Here is a 22,140-nt window from a genome sequence, read left to right as displayed (position 1 = left end):
GCGGCTGTCATCGGCGGCTCAATAGCCGCCGATAATGGGAAGGACTTCGCCGGTGATGTAGCTGGAGCATTGCGGCGAGGCGAGGAAGACATAGGCGGGCGCCAACTCCTCCGGCTGAGCGGGACGCCTCATCGGCGTGTCGGCGCCGAATTTGGCGACGTCTTCCGCCTCTTTGTCCGAGGGGTTGAGCGGCGTCCAGACTGGGCCGGGTGCCACCGCATTGACGCGGATGCCGCGCGGCACGAGCTGGCTTGCCAGCGAGCGCGTGAAGGCATGGATGCCGCCCTTGGTCATCGAATAGTCGAGCAGGGCCTTGGAGCCTTCGAGGCCGGTGACGGAGCCGGTGTTGATGATGGCGGAACCGGCCTCCATGTGCGGCACCGCCGCCTGCGCCATGAAGAAATAGCCGTAGAGATTGGTCTTCAGCGTCTCATCGAAATGCTTTTCCGAGAGGTCCAGAATATCCTTGGCGTGGACCTGGAAGGCGGCATTATTGACGAGGACGTCGAGCCGGCCGAGTTCCTTCACCGTGCGCTTGACCGCATTGCGGCAAAAAGCCTTGTCCTTGACGTCGCCGGCGAGTGCGATGCAGCGCCGACCCTCCGCCTCGACGGCGGCGATCGTGTCCTTCGCGTCGCCACCTTCGGCAAGATGGGCGATCGCCACATCCGCACCCTCGCGGGCGAAGAGCACTGCGACTGCCCGGCCGATGCCGGAATCGCCGCCGGTAATCAGCGCCACCTTGCCCTTCAGCTTTTCCGAGCCCTTGTAGAACGGCGCGTCATACATCGGTGCAGGATCGAGCTTGGCCTCGTTGCCGGGCTTCGGCTGGTGCTGCTCGGGAAAGGGCGGCACGGGATAGAGGCGCGCACCGGCCTGCATGGCCTTCGGCGTGTCCTCCCCGGCTTTGCGGTCGGCCGCCGCCACCTCGTCCTGGATGTCACGCTGTTTGGCCGCCGTGCGGGCGGATTGGCTGCGGGTCATGGCGGCCTCCTCAAAGCTCGGTTGGGCGGATATTGTCGACACGTACGGTGCCGGCAACGACTTCACGCGGGCCGTCCAGCGGGTAGGCCGGATCGCTCTCATCGACGACGGTATAGAGTTTCTCGTTGCGGAAGGCGCTGGACGAGGTGGTGGAATTGCCATCCGCCGGCAGCGCGTCGATTTCCAGATAGTCGAGCTCCGCTTCAGCCGCGACCACGCGGGCATCACCCGAGGAGCGGGCACGCACCACCACCTCACCCTGGTTCGGCGCGATGTCCCAGTTGGTGTCCGTGGCCGACGCGATCGGAACGAGGCGGTAGAGCTTCAGCTGCTCCGGATCGGAATAATCGGTGATGCCCGTCTCGGTATCCTGCCGCGGCGCGGTCTCGTCGAAACCGGCGGACCAGTCGCGGGCGGGCGCCTCCATGCCGGGCGGCGTGCGGTGCACCGTGGCATCGTCGCTGCCGGTGATGACGCGCGGCTTGGCGCTCGAAACGCCGTCATTGCTGCGGCCGGCCTGCGAAACCTCGAACTGCGGTACGGCATCGGCATGGATGACCTTTTCGCGGCCGGTCTCCGCCGACACGACGCTTTCGGCACCGGGCACCGTGCGCGGCTCGACGGGCACGACCTGCTCGTGTTTTTCCTGGTAGCCGGTCTCCGCCGCCTCGCGGCGTCCTTCGTCGTGCATGGCCTGGTTGCCCGACACTTCGCCGGCGAGCTGTTTGAAATAACCGGAAATCTTCTGCATCACGCTCATGGTCTGCTCCTCATGTCCGTGTCCGAATTGTCGATCGTCATGCACGCCTCCCGCGATATTCGGCTAACTGGAAGACGCGGCCGATTGTTCCGGGCGCTGTGGGCGGATGCTGTACCTGCGGCGAAAAAACTGGCTTTCGCCCGACGCAATCTGCTATAAGGATCGTTCAAATGCTTTCGACGGTTCCGGGGAATCTTCTCCGGAGACCGTTTTCTTTTGCGTTCATGCGGGCGGGAGCCCGCGCGACGCGGGCTGAAGGACGGGATAAAATGGTTGAAAAAGTACCGATGACTCACGGCGGTTTCGTCAAGCTGCAGGAAGAACTGCGCTGGCGCCAGCAGGAAGAGCGTCCGAGAATCATCGAAGCGATCGCCGAAGCACGCGCCCATGGCGACCTGTCCGAAAACGCCGAATACCACGCTGCCAAGGAAGCCCAGAGCCACAATGAAGGCCGCATCGCCGAGGTCGAGGATTACGTCGCGCGCGCCGAGGTCATCGACCTTTCCAAGATGTCCGGCGCCAAGATCAAGTTCGGCGCCAAGGTGAAGCTCGTCGACGAGGACACCGAGGAAGAGAAAGTCTATCAGATCGTCGGCGACCAGGAAGCCGACGTGAAGCAGGGCCGCATCTCCATCTCCTCGCCGATCGCCCGCGCACTGATCGGCAAGGAAGTCGGCGATTCGATCGAAGTGAACGCACCCGGCGGCGCCAAGGCCTACGAGATCCTCGCCGTCACCTGGGGCTGACCGCGAGCGGCCGTTCGAAGGAGAACCGCCATTCTTTCCGAAGACGACAATAGCCCAGCCGGTGGCGGCAGCACTGCCACCGTGGTCAAGGTCATGGGCCCGATCAACCGGGCGCATGGCATAAGCCCGCTCGCCCGGCAGCTTTCGGCAGGCTTTGCGCAACGCCACGGCGTGACCTTCACCTTCGATCCGGATGCGCGGGACTACGACTGGCTGGCGGTCTACGAGAACATGCCGCCTGCCGGTGGCGAACGCCGCCCGATGCGGGTGGAAAAGCTCGCCTGCGCGCCGCAAAACACCATCCTCTTCACGACGGAACCCTCCGGCATCAAGATCTACAGCCGCGCCTATACGCGGCAGTTCGGCCATGTGGTGACGAGCCAGGAGCCCTTTGCGCTGCGCCATCCCGGCCGGATCTACAGCCAGGCGGGCCTGCGCTGGTTCTACGGCAACGGCAGCCAGCACCTGATGACCGCCGATGAAATTGCCGGGCACTTTCCGGAAAAGACAAAAGTCATCGGCACCGTCTGCTCGACCAAGCGGCAGGGCCACACCCTGCACCGCCTGCGCTACGATTTCACGCAGGCCATCGCCGCCCGCATGCCCGACCTCGACGTTTTCGGCCGCGGCCACCGGCCGGTCGACGACAAGGCGGAATCGATCGATCCCTACAAGTATCACCTGGCGATCGAGAACCACCTCGCCCCGCACCATTTCACCGAAAAGCTCGCCGACCCCTTCCTCGGCCTGTCGCTGCCCTTCTATTTCGGCGCGCCGAACGCCGCCGATTATTTCCCGGCCGAGAGCTTCATCGCCATCGACATCCGCAAGCCGGACGAGGCCTTCGCCATCATGCGCGCGGCAATCGACAACGGCGAACACGAGAAGCGCCTGCCCGCCATCATCGAGGCGCGCCGCCGCGTGCTGGAAGACCACAATATCCTCACGCTGATCGCCAATGTCGTCGCCAAAAACGGCACCGCGGCGCGCGGCAAGGACACGGCGGTGCTGAAGAGCCAGCGCGCCTCCCGCAAGGGTCATCCGCTGCTGACGGCAGGTGATTTTGCCTTCCGCGAGGCGCTTCACCTGAAGAACCGCATCGCCGGCCTGCTGGCGCGATAAGGTCGGCCGCCCGGATTCGGTGGTTGATCGTCCGGGCGTTCGGGTTTAAGCCGCTTGCACCTTCACCCTGGAGAACAGACTTGTCCAAGAAACCGGTGGCTTTGATTACGGGCGTAACGGGTCAGGATGGCGCCTATCTCGCGCAATTGCTGCTCGACAAGGGCTATATCGTGCACGGCATCAAGCGCCGCTCCTCCTCGTTCAATACCGGGCGCATCGAGCACATCTACGAGGATCCGCACGAGCCCGATCCGCAGTTCTTCCTGCATTACGGCGACATGACGGATGCGACGAACCTCGTGCGCATCGTGCAGCAGACGCAGCCCGACGAAATCTACAACCTCGCCGCCCAGAGCCATGTGCAGGTGAGCTTCGAGACGCCGGAATATACCGCCAACGCCGACGCGATCGGGACGCTTCGCATGCTGGAGGCGATCCGCATCCTGGGACTGGAAAAGAAGACGCGCTTCTACCAGGCCTCCACCTCCGAACTCTACGGCAAGGCGCAGGAGGTTCCCCAGAGCGAGACGACGCCGTTCTATCCGCGCTCGCCCTATGCGGCGGCCAAGCTTTACGCCTACTGGATCGTCGTGAACTACCGCGAGGCCTATGGCCTGCACGCCTCGAACGGCATCCTCTTCAACCACGAAAGCCCGCTGCGCGGCGAAACCTTCGTGACGCGAAAGATCACCCGCGCCGTCGCCGCCATCAAGCTCGGCCAGCAGGACCAGCTCTTCCTCGGCAATCTCGACGCCAAGCGCGACTGGGGCCATGCCAAGGAATATGTGCGCGGCATGTGGCTGATGCTGCAACAGCCGCAGGGCGACGACTACGTGCTGGCGACCGGCACCACGACCACCGTGCGCCAGTTCGCCGAATGGTGCTTTGCCGAGGTGGGCATGACCATCCGCTGGGAGGGCCAGGGCGTCGACGAGAAGGGTTTTGACGCCGCGACCGGCAAATGCCTGATCAGCATCGACCCGCGCTATTTCCGCCCGACGGAGGTCGACCTTCTGCTCGGCGACCCGAAAAAGGCCGAGACGGTGCTCGGCTGGCGCCACGAGACGAGCGCGCACGAGCTTGCCCGCGAAATGGTCCGCGAGGACCTGAAGCTCATGCAAAAAGAGTTCTCCGACAAGGGCCGCCTCTGACATGTATGACCTCACGGGAAAACGCGTCTGGGTTGCCGGCCATCGCGGCATGGTCGGCAGCGCCGTCGCCAGGCGGCTGGAAGCGGAGAATTGCGAAATCCTTTTCGCCCAGCGCGACGCGGTCGATCTCGAAGAACGGTCCGATGTCGAGCGCTTCCTCACAGAACACCGGCCGCACGCCGTGGTCATGGCGGCCGCCAAGGTCGGCGGCATCCTTGCCAATGACCGCAACCCGGTGGAATTCCTCCAGCGCAACCTGACGATGGAGCTGAACGTCATCAAATCCGCCCACGAGGCGGGTGTCGAGAAGCTGCTCTTCCTCGGGTCGAGCTGCATCTACCCGAAATTCGCGCCGCAGCCGATCAAGGAAAATGCGCTGCTCACCGGCGACCTTGAGCCGACCAACGAGTGGTACGCGATCGCCAAGATCGCCGGCATCAAGCTGTGCCAGGCCTATATGAAGCAGCACGGCGCCCGCTTCATCTCCGCCATGCCGACGAACCTCTACGGCCCCCACGACAATTTCGACCTCCAGACCAGCCACGTCGTGCCGGCGCTCATCCGCAAGGCGCATGAGGCGAAGCTTGCCGGCCTCGACCATGTGACGATCTGGGGTTCCGGCACGCCGCGCCGCGAATTCCTGTTCAGCGAGGACTGCGCCGATGCGCTCGTCTTCATCCTGAAGAACTATGAGGACTATGAGCACATCAATGTCGGCTCGGGCGAAGACATCCCGATTCTCGACCTGATGAAGCTCATCGCAGAGGTCGTCGGCTTCGAAGGCCGGATCGAGACCGATCCGTCAAAACCGGACGGCACACCGCGCAAGCTGATGTCGAACGAGAAGCTGGGGCGCCTAGGCTGGCGGCCGGCCACGGACCTGCGAGAAGGCATTTCCCGCGCCTATCGGTGGTATCTGGAGAACGTGCGCTGAGCATTTCCAGCCGAAGCGGCATCGCTTTGGCGTCGGACAATGCGGCAAAGCAAAAACCTAGCGCCAGTTCTCGTCGATCCACTTGGTCGGCCGAACGTGTTTGTAGGCCTTCTTCCACCAGGCCTTGACCGGCCATTCGCCGATCACCGCCTCGTCCGGGTCCGGCTTTCCGGTGAAGGCGACGATGCGGGTGGCCGACGGCAGCGGCACGTCCTTGAAGAAGTTCATCGGCCAGCGCGGCAAAAGCGTGTGCTTGAAGCTGACGCACCATTCGGCCGGCCAGTAGGTCATGCCCTCGGCGGCCGCCGAGACGTAGCGCTGCGAGATGATATGCTTGTTGACCTTGGCATCCGGGTCGCGGATGAAATCGTCGAAGATGTGCGTGTTGGTGCCGACGGTCCAGCGATAGACCGAGGTATTGCCGATGCCCTTGCCGAGCTGCGTCCAGTTTTCCGCGATGCAGAAGCGGCCCGGCGCATAGTCGAAGAAGTCATCGAGCGGCCCGGTGATGACCACGTCGAGATCGACGAACAGCACATCCCCTTCGAGATCGGCCAGCGGCGCCTGCCACAGCGAGATCTTGCGCCACGGCTTCCAGGCCACGCGCTCGGGAATGTTGATCGGCGGCAGCGGGAAGACGGCGACGGCCGGGTCGATGCCGCTCGGATCTTCCGTAAAACAAACGAGCCGGGTCGGGCGAACCGTGTTGCGCTTGATCATGGACCACAGGCGGTTGACATAATCCGCCGGATATCGCGTGCCCCATTTCATGCATGCTATCGTCTGCATTCGTCATCGTCTCCTGTCGCGCGCGCCTCCATAGACCATATCGGCCCGCGGTGATAGGAGTTCTGCGAAACATGCCGCCGCCGTCGCGCGCGGGCAGCCCCATCGAGCCCCGACAGCCTATCATCACGATGAACATCCTTATACTGACGCAATGTTTTCCGCCTGACGTCGGCGGGATCGAAAACATGATGGGATCGATGGCGCTCGCGCTTCAGGAAAGCGGGCACGCCGTCACGGTTCTCGCCGATGGCAAAGCGGACGCGGCGGATCCAAAGCGGCCGTTCCGCATCACGCGCTTTTCCGGCTGGAAGCCGCTGCGGCGCTGGCGCAAGGCGCGCGCGGCGGAGAAACTGGTCCGTAACGGCGCCTTCGACCAGATTATCGCCGATACGTGGAAAAGCGTCGAAAACCTCGGCGCTGTCGCGGTGCCGATCACCGTGCTCGCCCACGGCATGGAGTTCCCGGCAACGCCCTCCGCGCGCAAGGCCGAGCGCATCCGCGCGGCCATGGCCAAGGCGGCGGACGTCATCGCCAATTCCTCCTTCACCGCCGGCCTTGCGGCCCCTTACGTGAAGGCCGAGCGCCTGCGCGTCGTCACCCCCACGGTTCCCGCGCAGTCGGACGCCGATCCGGAACGGGTGCGTGCGCTGCGCACCCTCCATGGCGACGGGTTGCAGGTCATGACGCTCTGCCGGCTGGAGCCGCGCAAGGGCGTCGACAAACTGATCGAAGCCGTGGCGAAACTCGGCCCGGCCTATCCCGGCCTGAAACTCCACATCGCCGGTGACGGCGCGGATCGCGCGCGGCTGGAAAGCCTCGCCCGGGAGGCCGGCGCCGCGGATGCCGTGGTCTTCCACGGCCGCGTCTCGGAGGACGATAAGGCCGCCCTTCTCCAACTCGCCGATGCCTTCGCCATGCCCGCCCGCCGCGAGGGCAACTCGGTCGAAGGATTCGGTCTCGTCTATCTCGAAGCCGCCTGGCATGGCGTGCCGAGCCTCGCCGGCCGCGACGGCGGCGCGTCCGACGCCGTGCTCGACGGCGAGACCGGCCTGCTCTGCGACGGCGCCGACGGCGCCTCCGTGACGGCGGCGCTGGACAGGCTGCTCGGCGACCGTGCGCTTCGCGAGCGCCTTGGGGAAAACGCCGCCCGGCACGCCCGCGAACAGACCTGGCAGCGCAAGATCAAGGATTTTGCCGTGCGCGACGGAGAGGCCGCGGCACCGCGCATCATCCAGCTCCTGCCGGCGCTCGGCGATGGCGGGGTGGAGCGCAGCGCGGTGGAAATGGCCGGCCATCTCGGCACCCTCGGCGTAGCGAACTGGATCGCCAGCGCCGGTGGCCCGCTGGTGGCCGCGGCCGAGGCCGCCGGCGCCCGGCATGTGACAATCCCGGTCGGCAAGAAATCGCCCTTCGCCGCCGTGTCGGCCGCCCGCGCCATCGCACGTCTGGTCGATGCGGAAGGCATCGACATCATCCATGCCCGCAGCCGTGTGCCGGCCTGGGTGGGCCTGCTGGCGCGGCGTCTCGCAAAACGGCCGGTGCATTTCGTGACGACCTTTCACGGCGTCTATAGCCACGGCAATGCCCTGAAGCGCTTCTACAACAGCGCCATGTTGCGCGCGCCGCTGGTCATCGCGAATTCGCAGTTCATCCGCCGGCACATCACCGAGGTCTACGGTTTTCCGGAAGCCCGCGTGGTCGTCGCCCCCCGCGGCGTCGAGCCGGCGCTTTTCGACCCCGCAAGCATTTCGGCCGAAACCCGTGCGGCGCTCCGGGCAGAGCTTGGGGCGACGGCGAACGGGCCGCTGGTGGTAATGGTCGGCCGCGTCACGCGGTGGAAGGGCCATGCCGTGCTGCTGGAAGCCGCCGCCCGCCTTGACCGGCCAGACCTGCGCCTCGCCTTCATCGGCGGCGGTTCGGAGGCATTGGTTGCCGAATTGCAGCGCGACAGCGCTCGCCTCGGCCTCGAAGGCCGGCTTCATTTCACCGGCAGCCGGCGCGACGTGCCCGCTATCCTCGCCGCGGCCGACCTCGCCGTCTCCGCCTCGACCGATCCGGAAGCCTTCGGCCGCGCGGCGATCGAGGCCCAGGCGATGGGAACGCCCGTGATCGCCACGAACCACGGCGGCAGCCTCGAAACGGTGCTGCCCGGCGAGACCGGCTGGCTCGTGCCACCCGGCGATGTCGCAGCCCTTACCGCAGCTCTGGAAGACGCTCTTTCCAACCCCGAACGTCTCACCACAATGGGCGAAAACGGCCGGCGACACGTCCTGGCGAATTTCACGACGCAGCAGATGCTGGAAAAGGAGTTTTCCGTCTACGAAAAGCTCCTGACGGGGTCGCGGTCCTGAGATGGCGGAAAGCGGCGCCCCCGTCCTCTGGGTCCTGACGGACGGCAAGGCCGGCGACGAACAGCCGCTGATCGGCCTTGCGGAAGCGTTGGGTGCCGCGCCAATCCTGCGCCGCGTCACGCCGCGCCGCGCCTTCACCTGGCTGATGCCCTGGGGGCCGATCGACCCGAAGCACGCGCCGTCGAAACCGGGCTCGCCGCTCGCGCCACCGTGGCCCGACATCTGCCTCGCCACGGGCCGGCGCGCGGTGCCCTATCTGCGCAAGCTGAAAGCCCTCTCGCCGGCCACCTACTGTGTGCTCTTCAAGGACCCGCGCACCCGCCGCCACGGCGCGGACCTGATGATCGTGCAGCAGCACGACGCACCGCGCGGCGAGGATGTGCTCGTCGTCACCACCGCCCCCAACCGGCTCTCGCCGCAACGGCTGGCAGAGGCCCATGCCGCCTTCGAGGCAGCACTCGCACCCCTGCCCCAACCGCGCATCGCCGTACTCATCGGCGGCAACGGCCGGCATCACCGGTTCACGCAAGGCGATATCGACCGCCTGCTCGGCGGGCTGCGCGCAAAACTCGACGAAGGATGTGGGCTGATGATCACGGCCTCGCGCCGCACACCGCCGGCACTCGTCACGGCCCTTGCCGATCTGGCAACGGCGCCGCATGCCCGCTTCTGGGATGGCACCGGGGAAAACCCGCTGCTCGCCTATCTCGCCTGGGCCGACGAGATCGTCGTTACCGGCGATTCGACCAACATGGTGGGCGAGGCAGCCGCTTTGGGCGTGCCCGTGCAGATCTTCCAGCCCTCCGGGCGGCACGACAAGATAGACCGCTTCATCGCGGCACTTTCGAGGGAAGCCACAATCGGCCGGTTTCCCGAGGCGCCTGCCAGCGGCGGCCATGCGCCGGTGAATTCCACGCCGGAGCTTGCGGAAAAAATCCTGTCGCGTTTTCGGGATTTCAGAGCTCGACCAGCCCGACCTTCTTGACCTGGCGGATGGTCAGCATGGTGCGCACGGTATCGACCTGCGCATTGGCCGTCAGCACCTCGATGACGAAATCCTGGAAGCGGGTGAGGTTTTCGGCAACGCAGTGCAGCAGGAAATCGCTGTCGCCGGAGACCATCCAGGCCTGGCGCACCATCGACCATTCGCCGGTGGCGGCGGCAAAGGCCTTGAGGTTCGCCTCCGACTGGTGCTTCAGCCCGACCATGCAGAAGGCGACGAGATCATAGCCGAGCGACGGCGCGTTCAGGAGCGCCGTATAGCCCTCGATGATGCCTGCCTCCTCCAGCTTTCGCACGCGGCGCAGGCAGGGCGGCGCAGAAATTCCGGCGCGGGCGGCCAGCTCCACATTGGTCATCCGGCCGTCGGCCTGAAGCTCTTTCAGGATACGCATGTCGATAGCGTCGAGTTCGGCACGGAACATGGGACTTTTCGAAACCTTTCAGGATGACGACCGGATGTGACCCGAATCGCCGCATCAGCGCAACATTGTTAGTGCAAGAGGCACAAATATGTCACGCGCCTTCGCTTGTCTGTTGGCAAAGCCGCACGCGCACTTGAAACTCGCGGCACTCCCTTCATAAATGAAGGTCGAACAACGACACGCTGGCCGATGCCTGCGCGCAACCGCGCGGCTTGGCGATTGGGGCAAGAACCCCGAAAGGAACGACCATGTCTGCCCGTCATGTAAAGGTGCTCATCATCGGGTCCGGCCCTGCCGGCTACACCGCCGCCATCTACACCGCCCGCGCCATGCTGGAGCCCGTGCTGATCGCCGGCATGGAACAGGGCGGCCAGTTGATGATCACCACCGACGTGGAAAACTATCCGGGTTATGCCGATCCGGTCCAAGGCCCCTGGATGATGGAGCAGATGCTGAAGCAGGCGCAACATGTCGGCGCCGAGATCGTCAACGACCTCGTCACCAATGTCGACATGAACGTGCGCCCCTTCCGCATCTCCACCGACAGCGGCACCGAATGGACCGCCGACGCGCTGATCATCGCCACCGGCGCCAAGGCGAAGTGGCTCGGCATCGAGACCGAGCACAAGTTCATGGGCTTTGGCGTGTCGGCCTGCGCCACCTGCGACGGCTTCTTCTACCGCAACAAAGACGTCATCGTCGTCGGCGGCGGCAATTCGGCCGTCGAGGAGGCGCTGTACCTTTCGAACCTCGCCAAGACCGTCACCGTGGTTCACCGCCGCGACGGTTTCCGCTCGGAAAAGATCCTTCAGGAGCGCCTGTTCGCCAAGGAGAACGTCAAGATCGTTTGGGACCATGAGGTCGTCGAATATCTCGGCGCCGATCCGAAGCCCCCGATGCCGGCCTCCGTCAACGGCGTGAAGCTGCGCAACGTGAAGACCGGCGAGACGCGCGACGTCGCCATCGACGGCGTCTTCGTGGCGATCGGGCACGCGCCTGCGGTCGAACTGTTCAAGGGCAAGCTGCGCCAGAAGCCGAACGGCTATCTGTGGACGGCGGCCGATTCCACGGCGACGGACGTGCCGGGCGTTTTTGCCGCAGGCGACGTCACCGACGACATCTATCGCCAGGCGGTCACGGCCGCCGGCATGGGCTGCATGGCGGCTCTGGAAACCGAAAAATACCTTGCAGGTCATATGCCTGTCGCAATTGCGGCCGAGTAGAAGCCGCCAACTAAGGGAGGCGGATACGATCCGACCTCCCACGTGGGAACAGTTGAATCAGCGACCAGGCGGGAAACCTATGGTTCCCCGCCATAAAGACATATGGGGGATAGAATGCCGCTGGATTGGGACAAGCTGCGGATTTTTCATGCCGCGGCCGAGGCCGGCTCGTTCACGCATGCGGCAGACAAGCTGCACCTCTCGCAATCGGCCATCAGCCGCCAGGTGAGTGCGCTGGAGCAGGATGTCGGCATCAAGCTCTTCCACCGCCATGCCCGCGGCCTGATCCTCACCGAGCAGGGCGAAATCCTCTATCGCACCGCCCACGACGTGCTGATGAAGCTCGAAAGCGTGCGCGTGCAGCTCACCGAAAACACCGAGAAGCCGAGCGGCAAGCTGCGCATCACCACCACGGTCGGCCTCGGCCAGGGCTGGCTGACGGACAAGGTGCAGGAATTCCTCGCGCTCTACCCGGACATGCAGGTTCAGCTCATCCTCGACAACGAGGAGCTGGACGTGAACATGCGCCACGCCGACTGCGCCATTCGGCTCCGCGAGCCCCAGCAGTCGGACCTCATCCAGCGCAAGCTCTTCACCGTGCACATGCACGTCTATGCCGCGCCCTCCTATATCAACCGCTACGGCGAGCCGCAGTCGATCGACGATCTCGACAACCACAAGATCATCACCTTCGGCGAGCCGGCGCCGAACTACCTGCTCGACGTCAACTGGCTGGAGATCGCGGGCCGCGATTCGGACAATCCCCGCCCCTCCATCCTGCAAATCAACAGCCAGACCTCGATCAAGCGCGCTTGCCTGCTCGGCATCGGCGTCGCGATGCTGCCGGACTATATTGTCGGGCGCGATCCCGGCCTCCTGCAGTTGCCGGTGAGCGCCGACATCCCGTCCTTCGATACCTATTTCTGCTATCCGAGCGAGATGAAGAACTCCGCGAAACTCAAGGTTTTCAGGGATTTCATCGTCGCCAAGGCACGCAACTGGAACTTCTAAAAAGGGTGATCGGCAAGGCCTGCGCCCAATGCATGGCTGGCATGCACATTAAATGATTGATGTATGCCCAAAAAACCACCATATCGCACCCAGCTGATGCACTTTGGTGGCTTTTTCCTCCCAGTGCCACCGCAGCAGCTGTTCCCCTCTGGAGGTTTTATTACCTTCAAAACTATAAAGGGCCCAAGTTCATCTTGCGGCCCTCTTTTTTTGCCTTTCATTAACCAAGGCAAAATTTTCAACATTGTTAGAAAACTTGGCACGTCCTTCTCTTGAAGAAGCGGCTCCCCTTCTCCATATTTATGACAGCCAACGCACTTGCGGTCTTTCTCCTCCCAGTGCCGCGCGTTGGCTGTTCCCCTCTGGAGGTTATAAACCTTCACAACTGTAGGGCCCAGGCTTCGCTTGTGGCCCTCTTTTTTTGCCGATTTTTTTGGCCCGTTTTTTTGAGGTGGCCCCCTTGTATCGGCAAGCGGCGAACACAATATCGGGAACATCCGATATAATCATCGACAGATCACGATAGAGATGACCACGCCCGACACCGACGAAATCGAAATCCTGAAGGCGCTTGCCCATCCCAAGCGGCTGGAGATCCTTGCCTGGCTGAAGGAGCCGGGCGAGCATTTCGCCGGGCAGGAGCATCCCCTGGACTTCGGCGTCTGCGCCGGCCAGATCGAAAAGCGCTGCGACCTCTCGCAGTCCACGGTTTCAGCCCATCTTGCCACCCTGCAGCGCGCCGGTCTCGTCACCACGCGCAAGGTCGGCCAGTGGGTGTTCTTCAAACGCGACGACGAAAAGATCGCGGCCTTTCTCCACCACATCAACCGCGCACTCTGAGCGCTTCCCAAGCCAGAATAGGACCCTTCATGACCTCGCTCTTCGACCCCCTCAAGATCGGTGATATCCAGCTCGCCAACCGCATCGTCATGGCGCCGCTGACGCGCAACCGCTCGCCGGGCGCCGTGCCGAACACGCTGAACGCCGCCTATTACGAGCAGCGCGCCACCGCCGGCCTGCTGATCACCGAAGCGACCGCCATCACCCACCAGGGCCAGGGCTATGCCGACGTGCCGGGCCTCTACAAGCCGGAAGCGCTCGAAGGCTGGAAGCAGGTGACCGACGCCGTGCACAAGGCAGGCGGCAAGATCGTCGTGCAGATGTGGCATGTCGGCCGTATCTCGCATGACACGCTCCAGCCGAACGGCGGCAAGCCGGTCGCCCCGTCGGCGATCCGCGCCAAGTCGAAGACCTACCTCATCAACGAGGACGGCACCGGCACCTTCGCCGAAACCTCCGAGCCGCGTGCCCTTGAGCTTAACGAGCTTCCGGGCATCATCGAGGATTACCGCCGCGCCGCCCGCGCCGCGATCGATGCCGGCTTCGACGGCGTCGAGATCCATGCCGCCAACGGCTACCTCATCGACCAGTTCCTGCGCTCCGGCAGCAACCAGCGCACCGACGAATATGGCGGCTCGATCGAAAACCGCGCCCGCCTGCTCTTCCAGGTCGTCGATGCGATCACCGCGGAAATCGGCGCTGGCCGCACAGCCATCCGCATCTCGCCGGTAACGCCCGCCAACGATTCCTCCGATCCGAACCCGCAGCCGCTCTTCACCTATGTCGTTGAAGGCCTCGCCAAGTACGGCCTCGCCTATATCCACGTCATCGAAGGCGCCACGGGCGGCCCGCGCGATCACCAGCAGGGCGACACGCCGTTCGACTATGCGGCACTGCGCGCAGCCTACAAGGCTGCCGGCGGCAAGGCGGCCTGGATGGTCAACAACGGCTACAACCGCGAACTCGCGATCGACGCCATCGAAGAAAACAAGGCCGACCTCGTCGCCTTCGGCAAACTCTTCATCGCCAATCCCGATCTCGTGGACCGCCTGAAGAACGACACCGTGCTGAACGCCCCGGACCAGGGCACCTTCTACGGCGGCGGCGCCAAGGGCTACACGGATTACCCGATCCTCGAAAACGTCGCCTGACATCCCGTGCGGGCACGTCGCCGCAATCCGGCGCGCCCGCACCCGCCTCCCCCGTGGAGGTAAAACGCCCGCGGTTTCCTCCACCGCGGGCGTTTCCTTTTGGCGCGGCTCGGCTACATCTATGGCAAGCGCATCTGCCGAGGAGCCCGCCCGCCCATGCTCTCCAGCCTCATCAAGGAACGTGTCCTGTTCGTCGGCCTTGCGGCCGCAATCCTCGCCTATGCGACGGAACACAGCCTCCTGGAGATGGGGCGCCTGCCGCTGCTCGTCGCGGCCTTCGCGCTGGTCGTCGCGATCATCCTCGTCTCGACCCGTATCGCGCACCACGCGGAAATCCTCGCCTCGAAGGTCGGCGATCCCTATGGCACGATGATCCTGACGCTCGCGGCGGTGCTGGTGGAGGTCGTCGTGCTGGCGATCATGATGCAGGGCGAAACCTCGCCGACGCTGGTGCGTGACACGATCTATGCCGCGGTGATGCTCGACATCAACGGCATCCTCGGGCTCGCCGCCCTGCTCGGCGGCATCCGCCACGGCGAGCAGCCCTACAATGACGATTCGGGAAAGACCTATGGCGTGATGATCCTGACGGCCATGGGCATTTCCATGGTCGTGCCGGAATTCGTGCCGCGCGAAAGCTGGCACCTCTATTCCGCCTTCACCATCGGCGCGATGATCGCGCTCTACGGCGTCTTCCTGCGCATGCAGGTCGGCCCGCACAGCTATTTCTTCAGTTACGCCTATCCGCGCGCCGAGCGAAAGGAAGGCCTGCCGAGCAAGGCACCGGACGAAAACGAGCCGGCGACCTTCTCGATTATCGTCATCGTTCTCGGCGTGGTGCTGATCGGCGCGCTTGCGGAAGTGATGTCCGTGTTGCTCGGCGTGGGCCTCAAGGGCTCCGGCGCACCGCCGGCGCTGATGGCGGTGGTCGTGGCGGCGATCTCGGCGGCACCCGAAATTCTGACGGCGTTGCGCGCAGCGCTTGCCAACCGCATGCAGTCGGTCGTCAACATCGCCATGGGCGCCTCGCTCTCCACCGTCATCCTGACGGTGCCGGTGATGGAGGCGATCGCGCTCTATACCGGCCAGCCCTTCGTCATGGCGATGACGCCCGTTCAGACGGTCATGGTGATGATCACGCTGATCGCCGCCGCCATCAACCTCAATGACGGCGAGACGAACGCCATCGAGGGCATGACGCACTTCATCCTCTTCGCCACCTTCATCATGCTGACGATGATCGGCTTATAGAGGGAGGATCGGCCTTTAGCGGTCGTACTCGCGGGTCAGGCCCTTGTAATATTCGCCCGGATCGAAGCGCACGGTGCGGGACTTGCCCGGATTGTTCAGGAAATAATCATAGATCGACATCGCCTCAGCGCGGTCGTTGACCACGATCCTGCCATGCGGCGCTGCATCGCCCCGCTCGGCATTGCCATAGCCGTCCGCGGCAGGCGCGGATGTGGCGGCGAGAAGGGTCACCAGGCCGGCGATGGGGAGTGACTTGGCTTTCATGGTCCTGCTCCGATGTTCGTCTTTTCCCTATATCGGAAGCGAAAGCGGAAATGTCACGGCCCGAAAACAAAAAACCCGCCGTCTCCGGCGGGTTTCGATTGTGGTGGCAAAGGCCGTGTTACTTGCAGGCCGCGCAGAAGCGCTGGATGCGCTTGCAGGCCTCTTCGAGTTGCTCTTCCGAGGTGGCGTAGGAAATGCGGAAGTTCGGGCCGAGGCCGAAGGCCGAGCCGTGCACGACGGCCACGCCTTCCGATTCCAGCAGTTCCGACACGAAATCCTCATCCGTCTCGATGACCTTGCCCGACGGCGCGGTCTTGCCGATCAGCCCCTTGCAGGACGGATAGACGTAGAAGGCACCTTCCGGCGACGGGCACTCGATGCCCTTGGCCTGGTTCAGCATGGAGACGACGAGGTCGCGGCGGCCTTCAAAGATCTTCTTGTTTTCCGGAATGAAGGCCTGCGTGCCATTCAGTGCCTCGACGGCCGCCCACTGGGCAATCGAGCACGCGCCGGAGGTCTGCTGGCCCTGGATCATGTCCATCGCCTTGATGAGCGAGAGCGGGCCGGCCGCATAGCCGATACGCCAGCCGGTCATCGCATAGGCCTTCGAGACGCCGTTCATCGTCAGCGTGCGGTCGTAGAGACCGGGCTCGACCTCGACCGGGGTCGCGAACTTGAAGTCGCCATAGGTCAGGTGCTCGTACATGTCGTCGGTCAGCACCCAGACCTGCGGGTGGCGCATCAAGACGTCCGTCAGCGCCTTCAGCTCGTCATGGCTGTAGGCAGCGCCCGACGGGTTGGAGGGCGAGTTGAAGATGAACCACTTGGTCTTCGGCGTGATCGCCTTTTCCAGGTCTTCGGCCTTCAGCTTGAAATTGTTTTCCTGCGTCGTCGCGACGAAGACCGGCGTGCCGCCGCACAGCGACACCATTTCCGGGTAGGACACCCAGTAAGGTGTCGGGATAACGACTTCATCGCCCGCGTTCATCGTGGCCATGAAGGCGTTGAAAAGAATCTGCTTTCCGCCGGTGCCGACGATCGTCTGCGCCGCGGTGTAGTCGAGGTTGTTTTCGCGCTTGAACTTCTTGGCGATCGCCTCGCGCAGCTCCGGAATGCCGGAGACCGGCGTGTACTTCGTCTCGCCGCGGTTGATCGCGTCGATGGCCGCCTGCTTGATATTGTCCGGCGTGTCGAAGTCGGGTTCACCTGCACCAAGCCCGATGACGTCACGGCCTTTGGCTTTCAGCTCGCGCGCTTTCTGGGAAACGGCGATGGTGGCGGAAGGCTTCACACGGGAAAGGGCGTCGGCAAGAAAGGCCATGATGGAGATGTCCTCATCGGGTTCAAAGACGGCTTGACGCCATGGACCCGGAGCGCCGGGCTCCATAGCGGTTAGGTCTATGTCGAATGTGCGCCGGTCTTGCAAGCGCGAAGGGCGAAAAAAGCGGAAAAGCCGGGCGTGCACGCAAAATTTCATGAACGCCATCAACGACGCGAATGAATTGGGGCGACGTCGTGAAATCATCACACTAATTGGTTGAAACGACTTTTAACAATAGAGATTTTTACGCGAAAGATTAAGGTGCCGTTAAGGGGTGCCGCCTATGCTGGCCCCGTCGTGATCGTTCCGGCGGATGGTGCGCTGCATGAGCGAAAGAAGCATATTTTCCAATCTCGTCCGTCAACCGGACGGCGCCCTCAGCGCGCTCTATGGCCCCTATCTGCTGCAATCAGCCCTCCAGCCGATCTTTTCGGAACGGGCGGACGGCCGGTTGCAGATCTCGGCGTTCAAGGGCCTGATCCGCGCCAGCATGGGCGACATGCCCTGCTCGCCGGCCGATTTCTTCCAGCGCGTGCCGCCGGAGGAGCGCGCCGCGGTGGACGGCCTTTGCCGCAGCCTGCATATCCTGAATGCCGGGGCGCTCGGCCGCCGAGACGCGGCGCTCATCATCAATTTCCAGGCAGGCCTCTACCTGACGCAGCCGGCGATCCGCCAGGAGGTGGAGTGGCTGCGGCTTGCCGCCCACGAGGCTGGCCTGCCGCCGGCGCGCATCGCCTGCGAGATTCGCGAACATCCCTATGACGACCCGGACGTGCTGTCGCGTTTCGCCATGCGCCTGCACGAAAGCGGCTTCGCCATCGCCATCGACGACTATACAGGCGAAGACCGCGACCTCGAACGCCTGCAACGGTTGCAGCCGCAATTCGTGACCTTCGACACGGCCTGGCTCGGCAGCTTCGCCGAAAACTCCGCCGGCCTTGCGCTGCTGCGCGTCGTTATCGGCCAGTTCGCCCAGAAGGGCATCACCGCCATCGTCGCCGGCATCGAGGAGCCGGAGATGATCGAGATGTGCCGCGAGATGGGCGGGCCGCTGATGCAGGGCTACCTGCTCGCCCGTCCGGAACTGGCGCCGACGAGCTTCAACCTCACCTACCCCGAGCTTGAGGACGAGCCCGTGCAGGCGCTGGCCGAACTCACCGCGGCAGCAAGCGCCGCACCCGCCGAAACGCGCGTCGTCCGCCCCCTCCGCCAGTTCGGCCGAAGAGGCATCTAGAACGGCGGAACCGGGCGGTCTATTCGACCGAACACACTGAAAATCCGGCTTTTTTACCCTGCCATCTTTTCGCCACAATAAATGCCGTGCCTTGCCGCAATTCGGTCCTTCAAGCGCCGACTTCGGCGGGCTTTTTCGATGTCACGGCAAAGCGAAAAAGACGAAGGGGAAAACGATGTTTCTGGACGAGGACAAGGTCGGCAACAAGCCGAAGGTGCGCGAAGCCCGCGCCATGTTCCTGATCGCCATGACGGCGCTTGCCGCCTGCGTCGCGATGGTCATCAGCCTGATGTCGCCGCCGGCCGTGGCACTCGACACGATCAAGACGTCCGGCATCGAGAAGACCGCCACCGACCTTCAGCCCACGCAAAAGTGACGCCACCGCGCCGACTGCGCTCTTGAAAGCCGCCCCGCTCTGGGCCAGTTAACGGCGAAGGACGGGAGACGGTGATGCGACAGGACATTCGGCGCGTGCAGGCCATTGTAAAGAGCGCGACCGCGGCATTCCTCCTCGCCGCCATGCTCGCCACCTCCCCCGCCGCCGCAGAAACCCGCGAATTCCCCAGCAAGAAGGCCCCACTCGTCGTCGAGACGCTGGCGACCGGCCTGAAACAGCCCTGGTCCGTCGAAGTCCTGCCGGATGGCGGCTATCTCGTCTCGGAAAAGCAGGGCACGCTTCGCCTCGTGAAGAACGGCCGGATTTCCGCCCCGATCAGCGGCGTGCCCGCCGTCGCCACGAACGGCCAGGGCGGGCTGCTCGATATCGCGCTGGCCCCCGATTTCGCGACGAGCCGCACGCTCTACCTGACCTATAGCGCCAGGGGCGATGGCGGCGCGGGCACGGCGGTCGCGAAGGCAAAACTCTCAGCCGACGACACCGCGCTAGAAGACACGACACACATCTTCCTGATGAGCCGGCTTACGCCGCGCGGCCAGCATTTCGGCTCGCGCATCGCGGTTGCCAAGGACGGCAGCCTGTTCTTCGGCATCGGCGACCGTGGCGAGGACGAACGCGCGCAGGACCCGCGCGACCATGCCGGCGCCATCCTGCACATCAATCCGGATGGCAGCCCGCATGCCGACAACCCCTTCCTCGGCACCTCCGACGGGCTTGCCGAGATCTGGTCGAAGGGCCACCGCAACCCGCAAGGCCTAGCGATCGACCCGAAGGATGGCACGCTGCTGTCGGCCGAGCATGGCGCGCGCGGCGGCGACGAGATCAACAACCCGCAGCCCGGCCGCAACTACGGCTGGCCGCTCGTTTCCTATGGCCGGCACTACTCGGGCGCCGAATTCGACCTCGGCTCATCGGCCAAGGGTTTCGAGGACCCGCTTTATTATTGGGACCCGTCCATTGCGCCGGGTGCGATTGCCGTCTACCGCGGCGCGATGTTCCCGGAATGGGACGGCAACCTGCTCGTCGCGGCGCTCAAATACCAACTCCTCGCCCGCCTGGAGCGTGACGAGAGCGGGGCGATCGTCTCGGAAGAGCGGCTGTTCGACGGCGAATTCGGCCGCATCCGCGATGTGGTCGTGGCCCCCGACGGAGCCCTGCTTCTCCTGACCGACGATGCCAGCGGCACACTACTGCGCGTGTCCCGCGCGAGCGCGACGGAGTGACGGCGGCGCCCGCCGCGCACGTTGCTTTGAGCCTCACAATATAAGTCATACCAGACGGTGCGACGCGCCTGTAACCTGCGGCATTTTTCGGCAATCGCCCGGAATTTGACCAAAGTGAGGCACATCAAACACACCCCAAAACTTTTGCTTGCCAATTTCACACAAACGCATCACTCTTGCGCCGTTCGGGCAATTTGCGAACACGGGAAGACCTTGAATAAAAGCGCGCCGGAGACGCGAAATAATTCCGGGCAGCCAAGATCCGCACAGTCCATAAGATTGTCTGGGGATGGCTGGCTGCGGTGAAAACAGGACCCTTTCCTCAACCTCGAGAACTGCCTGCCTAACGCCCCTTGGGGCAAAACTATATGCTGCCCGCCGCCAAATATACGGGCAGAGAGAAAAGGACCTGACGCATGGCCGAGACTGGCACCGTAAAATTCTTCAACACCGAGAAGGGCTTTGGCTTCATAAAGCCCGACAACGGTGGTGCGGATATCTTCGTACACATTTCCGCTGTGCAGGCTTCCGGCCTGAACGGCCTTTCCGAGAACCAGAAGGTAAGCTTCGACACGGAACCTGATCGTCGCGGCAAGGGGCCGAAGGCGGTCAACCTGCAGATCGCCGGCTGAACCGGCTTTCACTCAGGATTTTCAAGTTGGAGCCCGGCAGAGATGCCGGGTTTTTTCGTTCAGCCACCGTTCAGCCGTACTCTTTTAGTTTGTTCCCGTCATCACCGGCAAAGGCCGGCGTCCAAAGGAACGGCACTATGAACAAATTCATCAAGACACTCGTGTTGTCCGCTGCCGTCGCCGCGACGACGCTCACCGCAACCGCGGGCGTCGTTGAAGCACGCGACCGCAATCGTGACGGCTACTGGCGCGAAGGCGACCCCTACGAATATCGCAAGCCGCGCCGCCATAACCGCGACCGCGACTATGGCCGCAATCACGGTCGCAACCATGGCCGCGATGCCGTCATCGGTGGCGCCCTGGGCCTGGCCACGGGTGTCATCATCGGCAACGCGATCGCCAACCAGCCGCGTTATGAAGAACGCCGCGTCTATGTGGAGCCGGATTATTACCCGGAGCCCGAGCCGCGCGTGATCTACCGCCAGCCGGTCGTCGTGCCGACCTATGAGCCCTGGACCCAGTCCTGGTATAACTACTGCTCGCAGCGCTACCAGTCGTTCAACCCGAACACCGGCACCTTCGTCGGCTATGACGGCCTGGAGCACTTCTGCACCGCCGGCTGAGGCGAGCGGTCCGACATCAAAAGGCGGGCGCCATGGGCGCCCGCCTTTTTCGTTTCTAGAGGCCCCGCAGGAACGGGTTTGTGCGGCGCTCCTCGCCGATCTTGCCGCCCGGGCCGTGGCCGCAGAGGAAACCGACCTCGTCGCCGAGCGGGAACACCTTGTCGCGGATCGAGTCCAGCAGTTGCTGGTGGTTGCCGCCCGGCAGGCCGGTGCGGCCGATCGAGCCCTGGAACAGCACGTCGCCGAGATGGGCGAAACCCTGGCCGCGGTTGAAGTAGATGACGTGGCCCGGCGCGTGGCCCGGCGTGTGATAGACCTCGAACTCATGGTCGCCGAAGGAGACCTTATCGCCATCTTCGAGCCAGCGGTCCGGCACGACATTGCTGACCTTCATCGGCACGCCGAACATCGAGGCCTGCGCCTCCAGCCGCTGCAACAGGGAGAGATCGTCCTTGTGCGGGCCGACGATGTCGATGCCGAGTGCTTCCTTCAGTTCCTTGGCGCCGCCGGCATGGTCGATATGGCCGTGGGTCAGCCAGATTTCCTTCACCGTGATGCCGTTGTCCTTCACCGTCTGCAGGATCACCTCGACGTCGCCGCCGGGGTCGACGACCACGCCTTCCTTCGTCTCGTTGTCGAAGAGAATGGTGCAGTTCTGCTGGAAGGGGGTGACGGGAATGATGCCCGCCTGAAGCATGCCCATGGGGTC

At 64.0% G+C, this 22,140-nt stretch carries 23 protein-coding genes; 16 read left to right on the top strand and 7 right to left on the bottom strand.

What is annotated here, in order from left to right:
* Positions 1-18: 18 nt before the first annotated feature.
* Both AC1RWL_RS27085 and AC1RWL_RS27080 read right to left on the bottom strand, forming a co-directional pair.
* Positions 19-984 (bottom strand): SDR family oxidoreductase, encoded by a 966-nt coding sequence (locus tag AC1RWL_RS27085; RefSeq protein ID WP_493096415.1) that lies wholly within the window; start codon positions 982-984, stop codon positions 19-21.
* A gap of 10 nt (positions 985-994) precedes the next feature.
* Positions 995-1,339 carry a hypothetical protein gene (locus AC1RWL_RS27080; RefSeq protein ID WP_493096630.1) on the bottom strand — a complete coding sequence of 115 codons (345 nt, stop codon included), beginning with the start codon at positions 1,337-1,339 and terminating at the stop codon, positions 995-997.
* A 674-nt stretch (positions 1,340-2,013) separates the two neighbouring features.
* Here AC1RWL_RS27080 and greA point away from each other — a divergent pair.
* The 4 genes from greA (at position 2,014) to fcl (ending at position 5,697) form a co-directional block, all read left to right on the top strand.
* Positions 2,014-2,490, top strand: coding sequence for a transcription elongation factor GreA (greA, locus tag AC1RWL_RS27075; protein ID WP_256117457.1), 477 nt, complete (start codon positions 2,014-2,016; stop codon positions 2,488-2,490).
* An 81-nt stretch (positions 2,491-2,571) separates the two neighbouring features.
* Positions 2,572-3,612, top strand: a complete 1,041-nt coding sequence (locus AC1RWL_RS27070; RefSeq protein WP_493158533.1) for a glycosyltransferase family 10 domain-containing protein — start codon at positions 2,572-2,574, stop codon at positions 3,610-3,612.
* 80 nt (positions 3,613-3,692) lie between these two features.
* A complete protein-coding gene (gene gmd, locus AC1RWL_RS27065; protein WP_439616163.1) occupies positions 3,693-4,763 on the top strand; it encodes a GDP-mannose 4,6-dehydratase in 1,071 nt (356 codons plus the stop codon).
* 1 nt (position 4,764) lies between these two features.
* Positions 4,765-5,697, top strand: coding sequence for a GDP-L-fucose synthase (fcl, locus tag AC1RWL_RS27060; RefSeq protein WP_493096417.1), 933 nt, complete (start codon positions 4,765-4,767; stop codon positions 5,695-5,697).
* Positions 5,698-5,754: 57 nt separating this feature from the next.
* On the opposite strand, the gene AC1RWL_RS27055 is transcribed toward fcl, so the two are convergent.
* A complete protein-coding gene (locus AC1RWL_RS27055) occupies positions 5,755-6,486 on the bottom strand; it encodes a hypothetical protein (protein ID WP_493096418.1) in 732 nt (243 codons plus the stop codon).
* Positions 6,487-6,614: 128 nt separating this feature from the next.
* On the opposite strand from AC1RWL_RS27055, the gene AC1RWL_RS27050 reads away from it, so the two are divergent.
* Positions 6,615-8,837, top strand: a complete 2,223-nt coding sequence (locus AC1RWL_RS27050) for a glycosyltransferase (RefSeq protein ID WP_493096419.1) — start codon at positions 6,615-6,617, stop codon at positions 8,835-8,837.
* 1 nt (position 8,838) lies between these two features.
* Positions 8,839-9,822 carry a mitochondrial fission ELM1 family protein gene (locus AC1RWL_RS27045; RefSeq protein WP_493096420.1) on the top strand — a complete coding sequence of 328 codons (984 nt, stop codon included), beginning with the start codon at positions 8,839-8,841 and terminating at the stop codon, positions 9,820-9,822.
* Here the strand turns inward: AC1RWL_RS27045 and AC1RWL_RS27040 are convergent.
* Positions 9,794-10,261 carry an Lrp/AsnC family transcriptional regulator gene (locus tag AC1RWL_RS27040; protein ID WP_256117464.1) on the bottom strand — a complete coding sequence of 156 codons (468 nt, stop codon included), beginning with the start codon at positions 10,259-10,261 and terminating at the stop codon, positions 9,794-9,796. The two genes, AC1RWL_RS27045 and AC1RWL_RS27040, sit on opposite strands and share 29 nt — an antisense overlap.
* 248 nt (positions 10,262-10,509) lie before the next feature.
* Here AC1RWL_RS27040 and trxB point away from each other — a divergent pair, with 248 nt between their 5' ends.
* From trxB to AC1RWL_RS27015, 5 genes are all read left to right on the top strand, one after another.
* On the top strand, positions 10,510-11,484 hold the full coding sequence (trxB, locus tag AC1RWL_RS27035) for a thioredoxin-disulfide reductase (protein WP_493096421.1): 975 nt from the start codon (positions 10,510-10,512) through the stop codon (positions 11,482-11,484).
* Positions 11,485-11,598: 114 nt separating this feature from the next.
* The gene (locus tag AC1RWL_RS27030) at positions 11,599-12,495 is read left to right on the top strand and encodes a LysR family transcriptional regulator VtlR (protein WP_256117466.1); all 897 of its coding nucleotides are present in this window, start codon (positions 11,599-11,601) and stop codon (positions 12,493-12,495) included.
* 528 nt (positions 12,496-13,023) lie between these two features.
* The gene (locus AC1RWL_RS27025) at positions 13,024-13,335 is read left to right on the top strand and encodes an ArsR/SmtB family transcription factor (RefSeq protein ID WP_493096422.1); all 312 of its coding nucleotides are present in this window, start codon (positions 13,024-13,026) and stop codon (positions 13,333-13,335) included.
* Positions 13,336-13,364: 29 nt separating this feature from the next.
* Positions 13,365-14,486: an alkene reductase gene (locus tag AC1RWL_RS27020; protein WP_493096423.1), complete on the top strand. Its 1,122-nt coding sequence runs from the start codon at positions 13,365-13,367 to the stop codon at positions 14,484-14,486.
* A gap of 156 nt (positions 14,487-14,642) precedes the next feature.
* Entirely contained in the window at positions 14,643-15,737 is a 1,095-nt protein-coding gene (locus AC1RWL_RS27015) for a calcium:cation antiporter (protein WP_493096424.1), read from the top strand.
* 15 nt (positions 15,738-15,752) lie between these two features.
* Here AC1RWL_RS27015 and AC1RWL_RS27010 read toward each other — a convergent pair whose 3' ends face one another.
* The gene (locus AC1RWL_RS27010; RefSeq protein WP_493096425.1) at positions 15,753-16,001 is read right to left on the bottom strand and encodes a hypothetical protein; all 249 of its coding nucleotides are present in this window, start codon (positions 15,999-16,001) and stop codon (positions 15,753-15,755) included.
* 118 nt (positions 16,002-16,119) lie between these two features.
* The gene (locus AC1RWL_RS27005; RefSeq protein ID WP_256117472.1) at positions 16,120-17,322 is read right to left on the bottom strand and encodes a pyridoxal phosphate-dependent aminotransferase; all 1,203 of its coding nucleotides are present in this window, start codon (positions 17,320-17,322) and stop codon (positions 16,120-16,122) included.
* A gap of 325 nt (positions 17,323-17,647) precedes the next feature.
* Between AC1RWL_RS27005 and AC1RWL_RS27000 the strand changes: the two genes are divergently transcribed.
* The 5 genes from AC1RWL_RS27000 (at position 17,648) to AC1RWL_RS26980 (ending at position 21,431) form a co-directional block, all read left to right on the top strand.
* Positions 17,648-18,556, top strand: a complete 909-nt coding sequence (locus AC1RWL_RS27000) for an EAL domain-containing protein (RefSeq protein WP_493096426.1) — start codon at positions 17,648-17,650, stop codon at positions 18,554-18,556.
* A 175-nt stretch (positions 18,557-18,731) separates the two neighbouring features.
* Positions 18,732-18,932, top strand: coding sequence for a hypothetical protein (locus AC1RWL_RS26995; protein ID WP_256117474.1), 201 nt, complete (start codon positions 18,732-18,734; stop codon positions 18,930-18,932).
* 74 nt (positions 18,933-19,006) lie between these two features.
* The gene (locus tag AC1RWL_RS26990) at positions 19,007-20,176 is read left to right on the top strand and encodes a PQQ-dependent sugar dehydrogenase (protein WP_493096427.1); all 1,170 of its coding nucleotides are present in this window, start codon (positions 19,007-19,009) and stop codon (positions 20,174-20,176) included.
* Positions 20,177-20,592: 416 nt separating this feature from the next.
* Entirely contained in the window at positions 20,593-20,808 is a 216-nt protein-coding gene (locus AC1RWL_RS26985) for a cold-shock protein (protein WP_064330734.1), read from the top strand.
* A 137-nt stretch (positions 20,809-20,945) separates the two neighbouring features.
* Positions 20,946-21,431, top strand: a complete 486-nt coding sequence (locus tag AC1RWL_RS26980) for a BA14K family protein (protein WP_493096428.1) — start codon at positions 20,946-20,948, stop codon at positions 21,429-21,431.
* Between the two features lie 55 nt (positions 21,432-21,486).
* Here AC1RWL_RS26980 and AC1RWL_RS26975 read toward each other — a convergent pair whose 3' ends face one another.
* On the bottom strand, positions 21,487-22,128 hold the full coding sequence (locus tag AC1RWL_RS26975) for an MBL fold metallo-hydrolase (RefSeq protein WP_493096631.1): 642 nt from the start codon (positions 22,126-22,128) through the stop codon (positions 21,487-21,489).
* Positions 22,129-22,140 lie beyond the last annotated feature (12 nt).

The sequence above is a fragment of the Shinella sp. GW821-FHT10F02 genome, assembly GCF_058809275.1.
The sequence above is the reverse complement of the archived record's forward strand: the minus strand, read 5'-3'. Positions and strand labels throughout refer to the sequence as shown.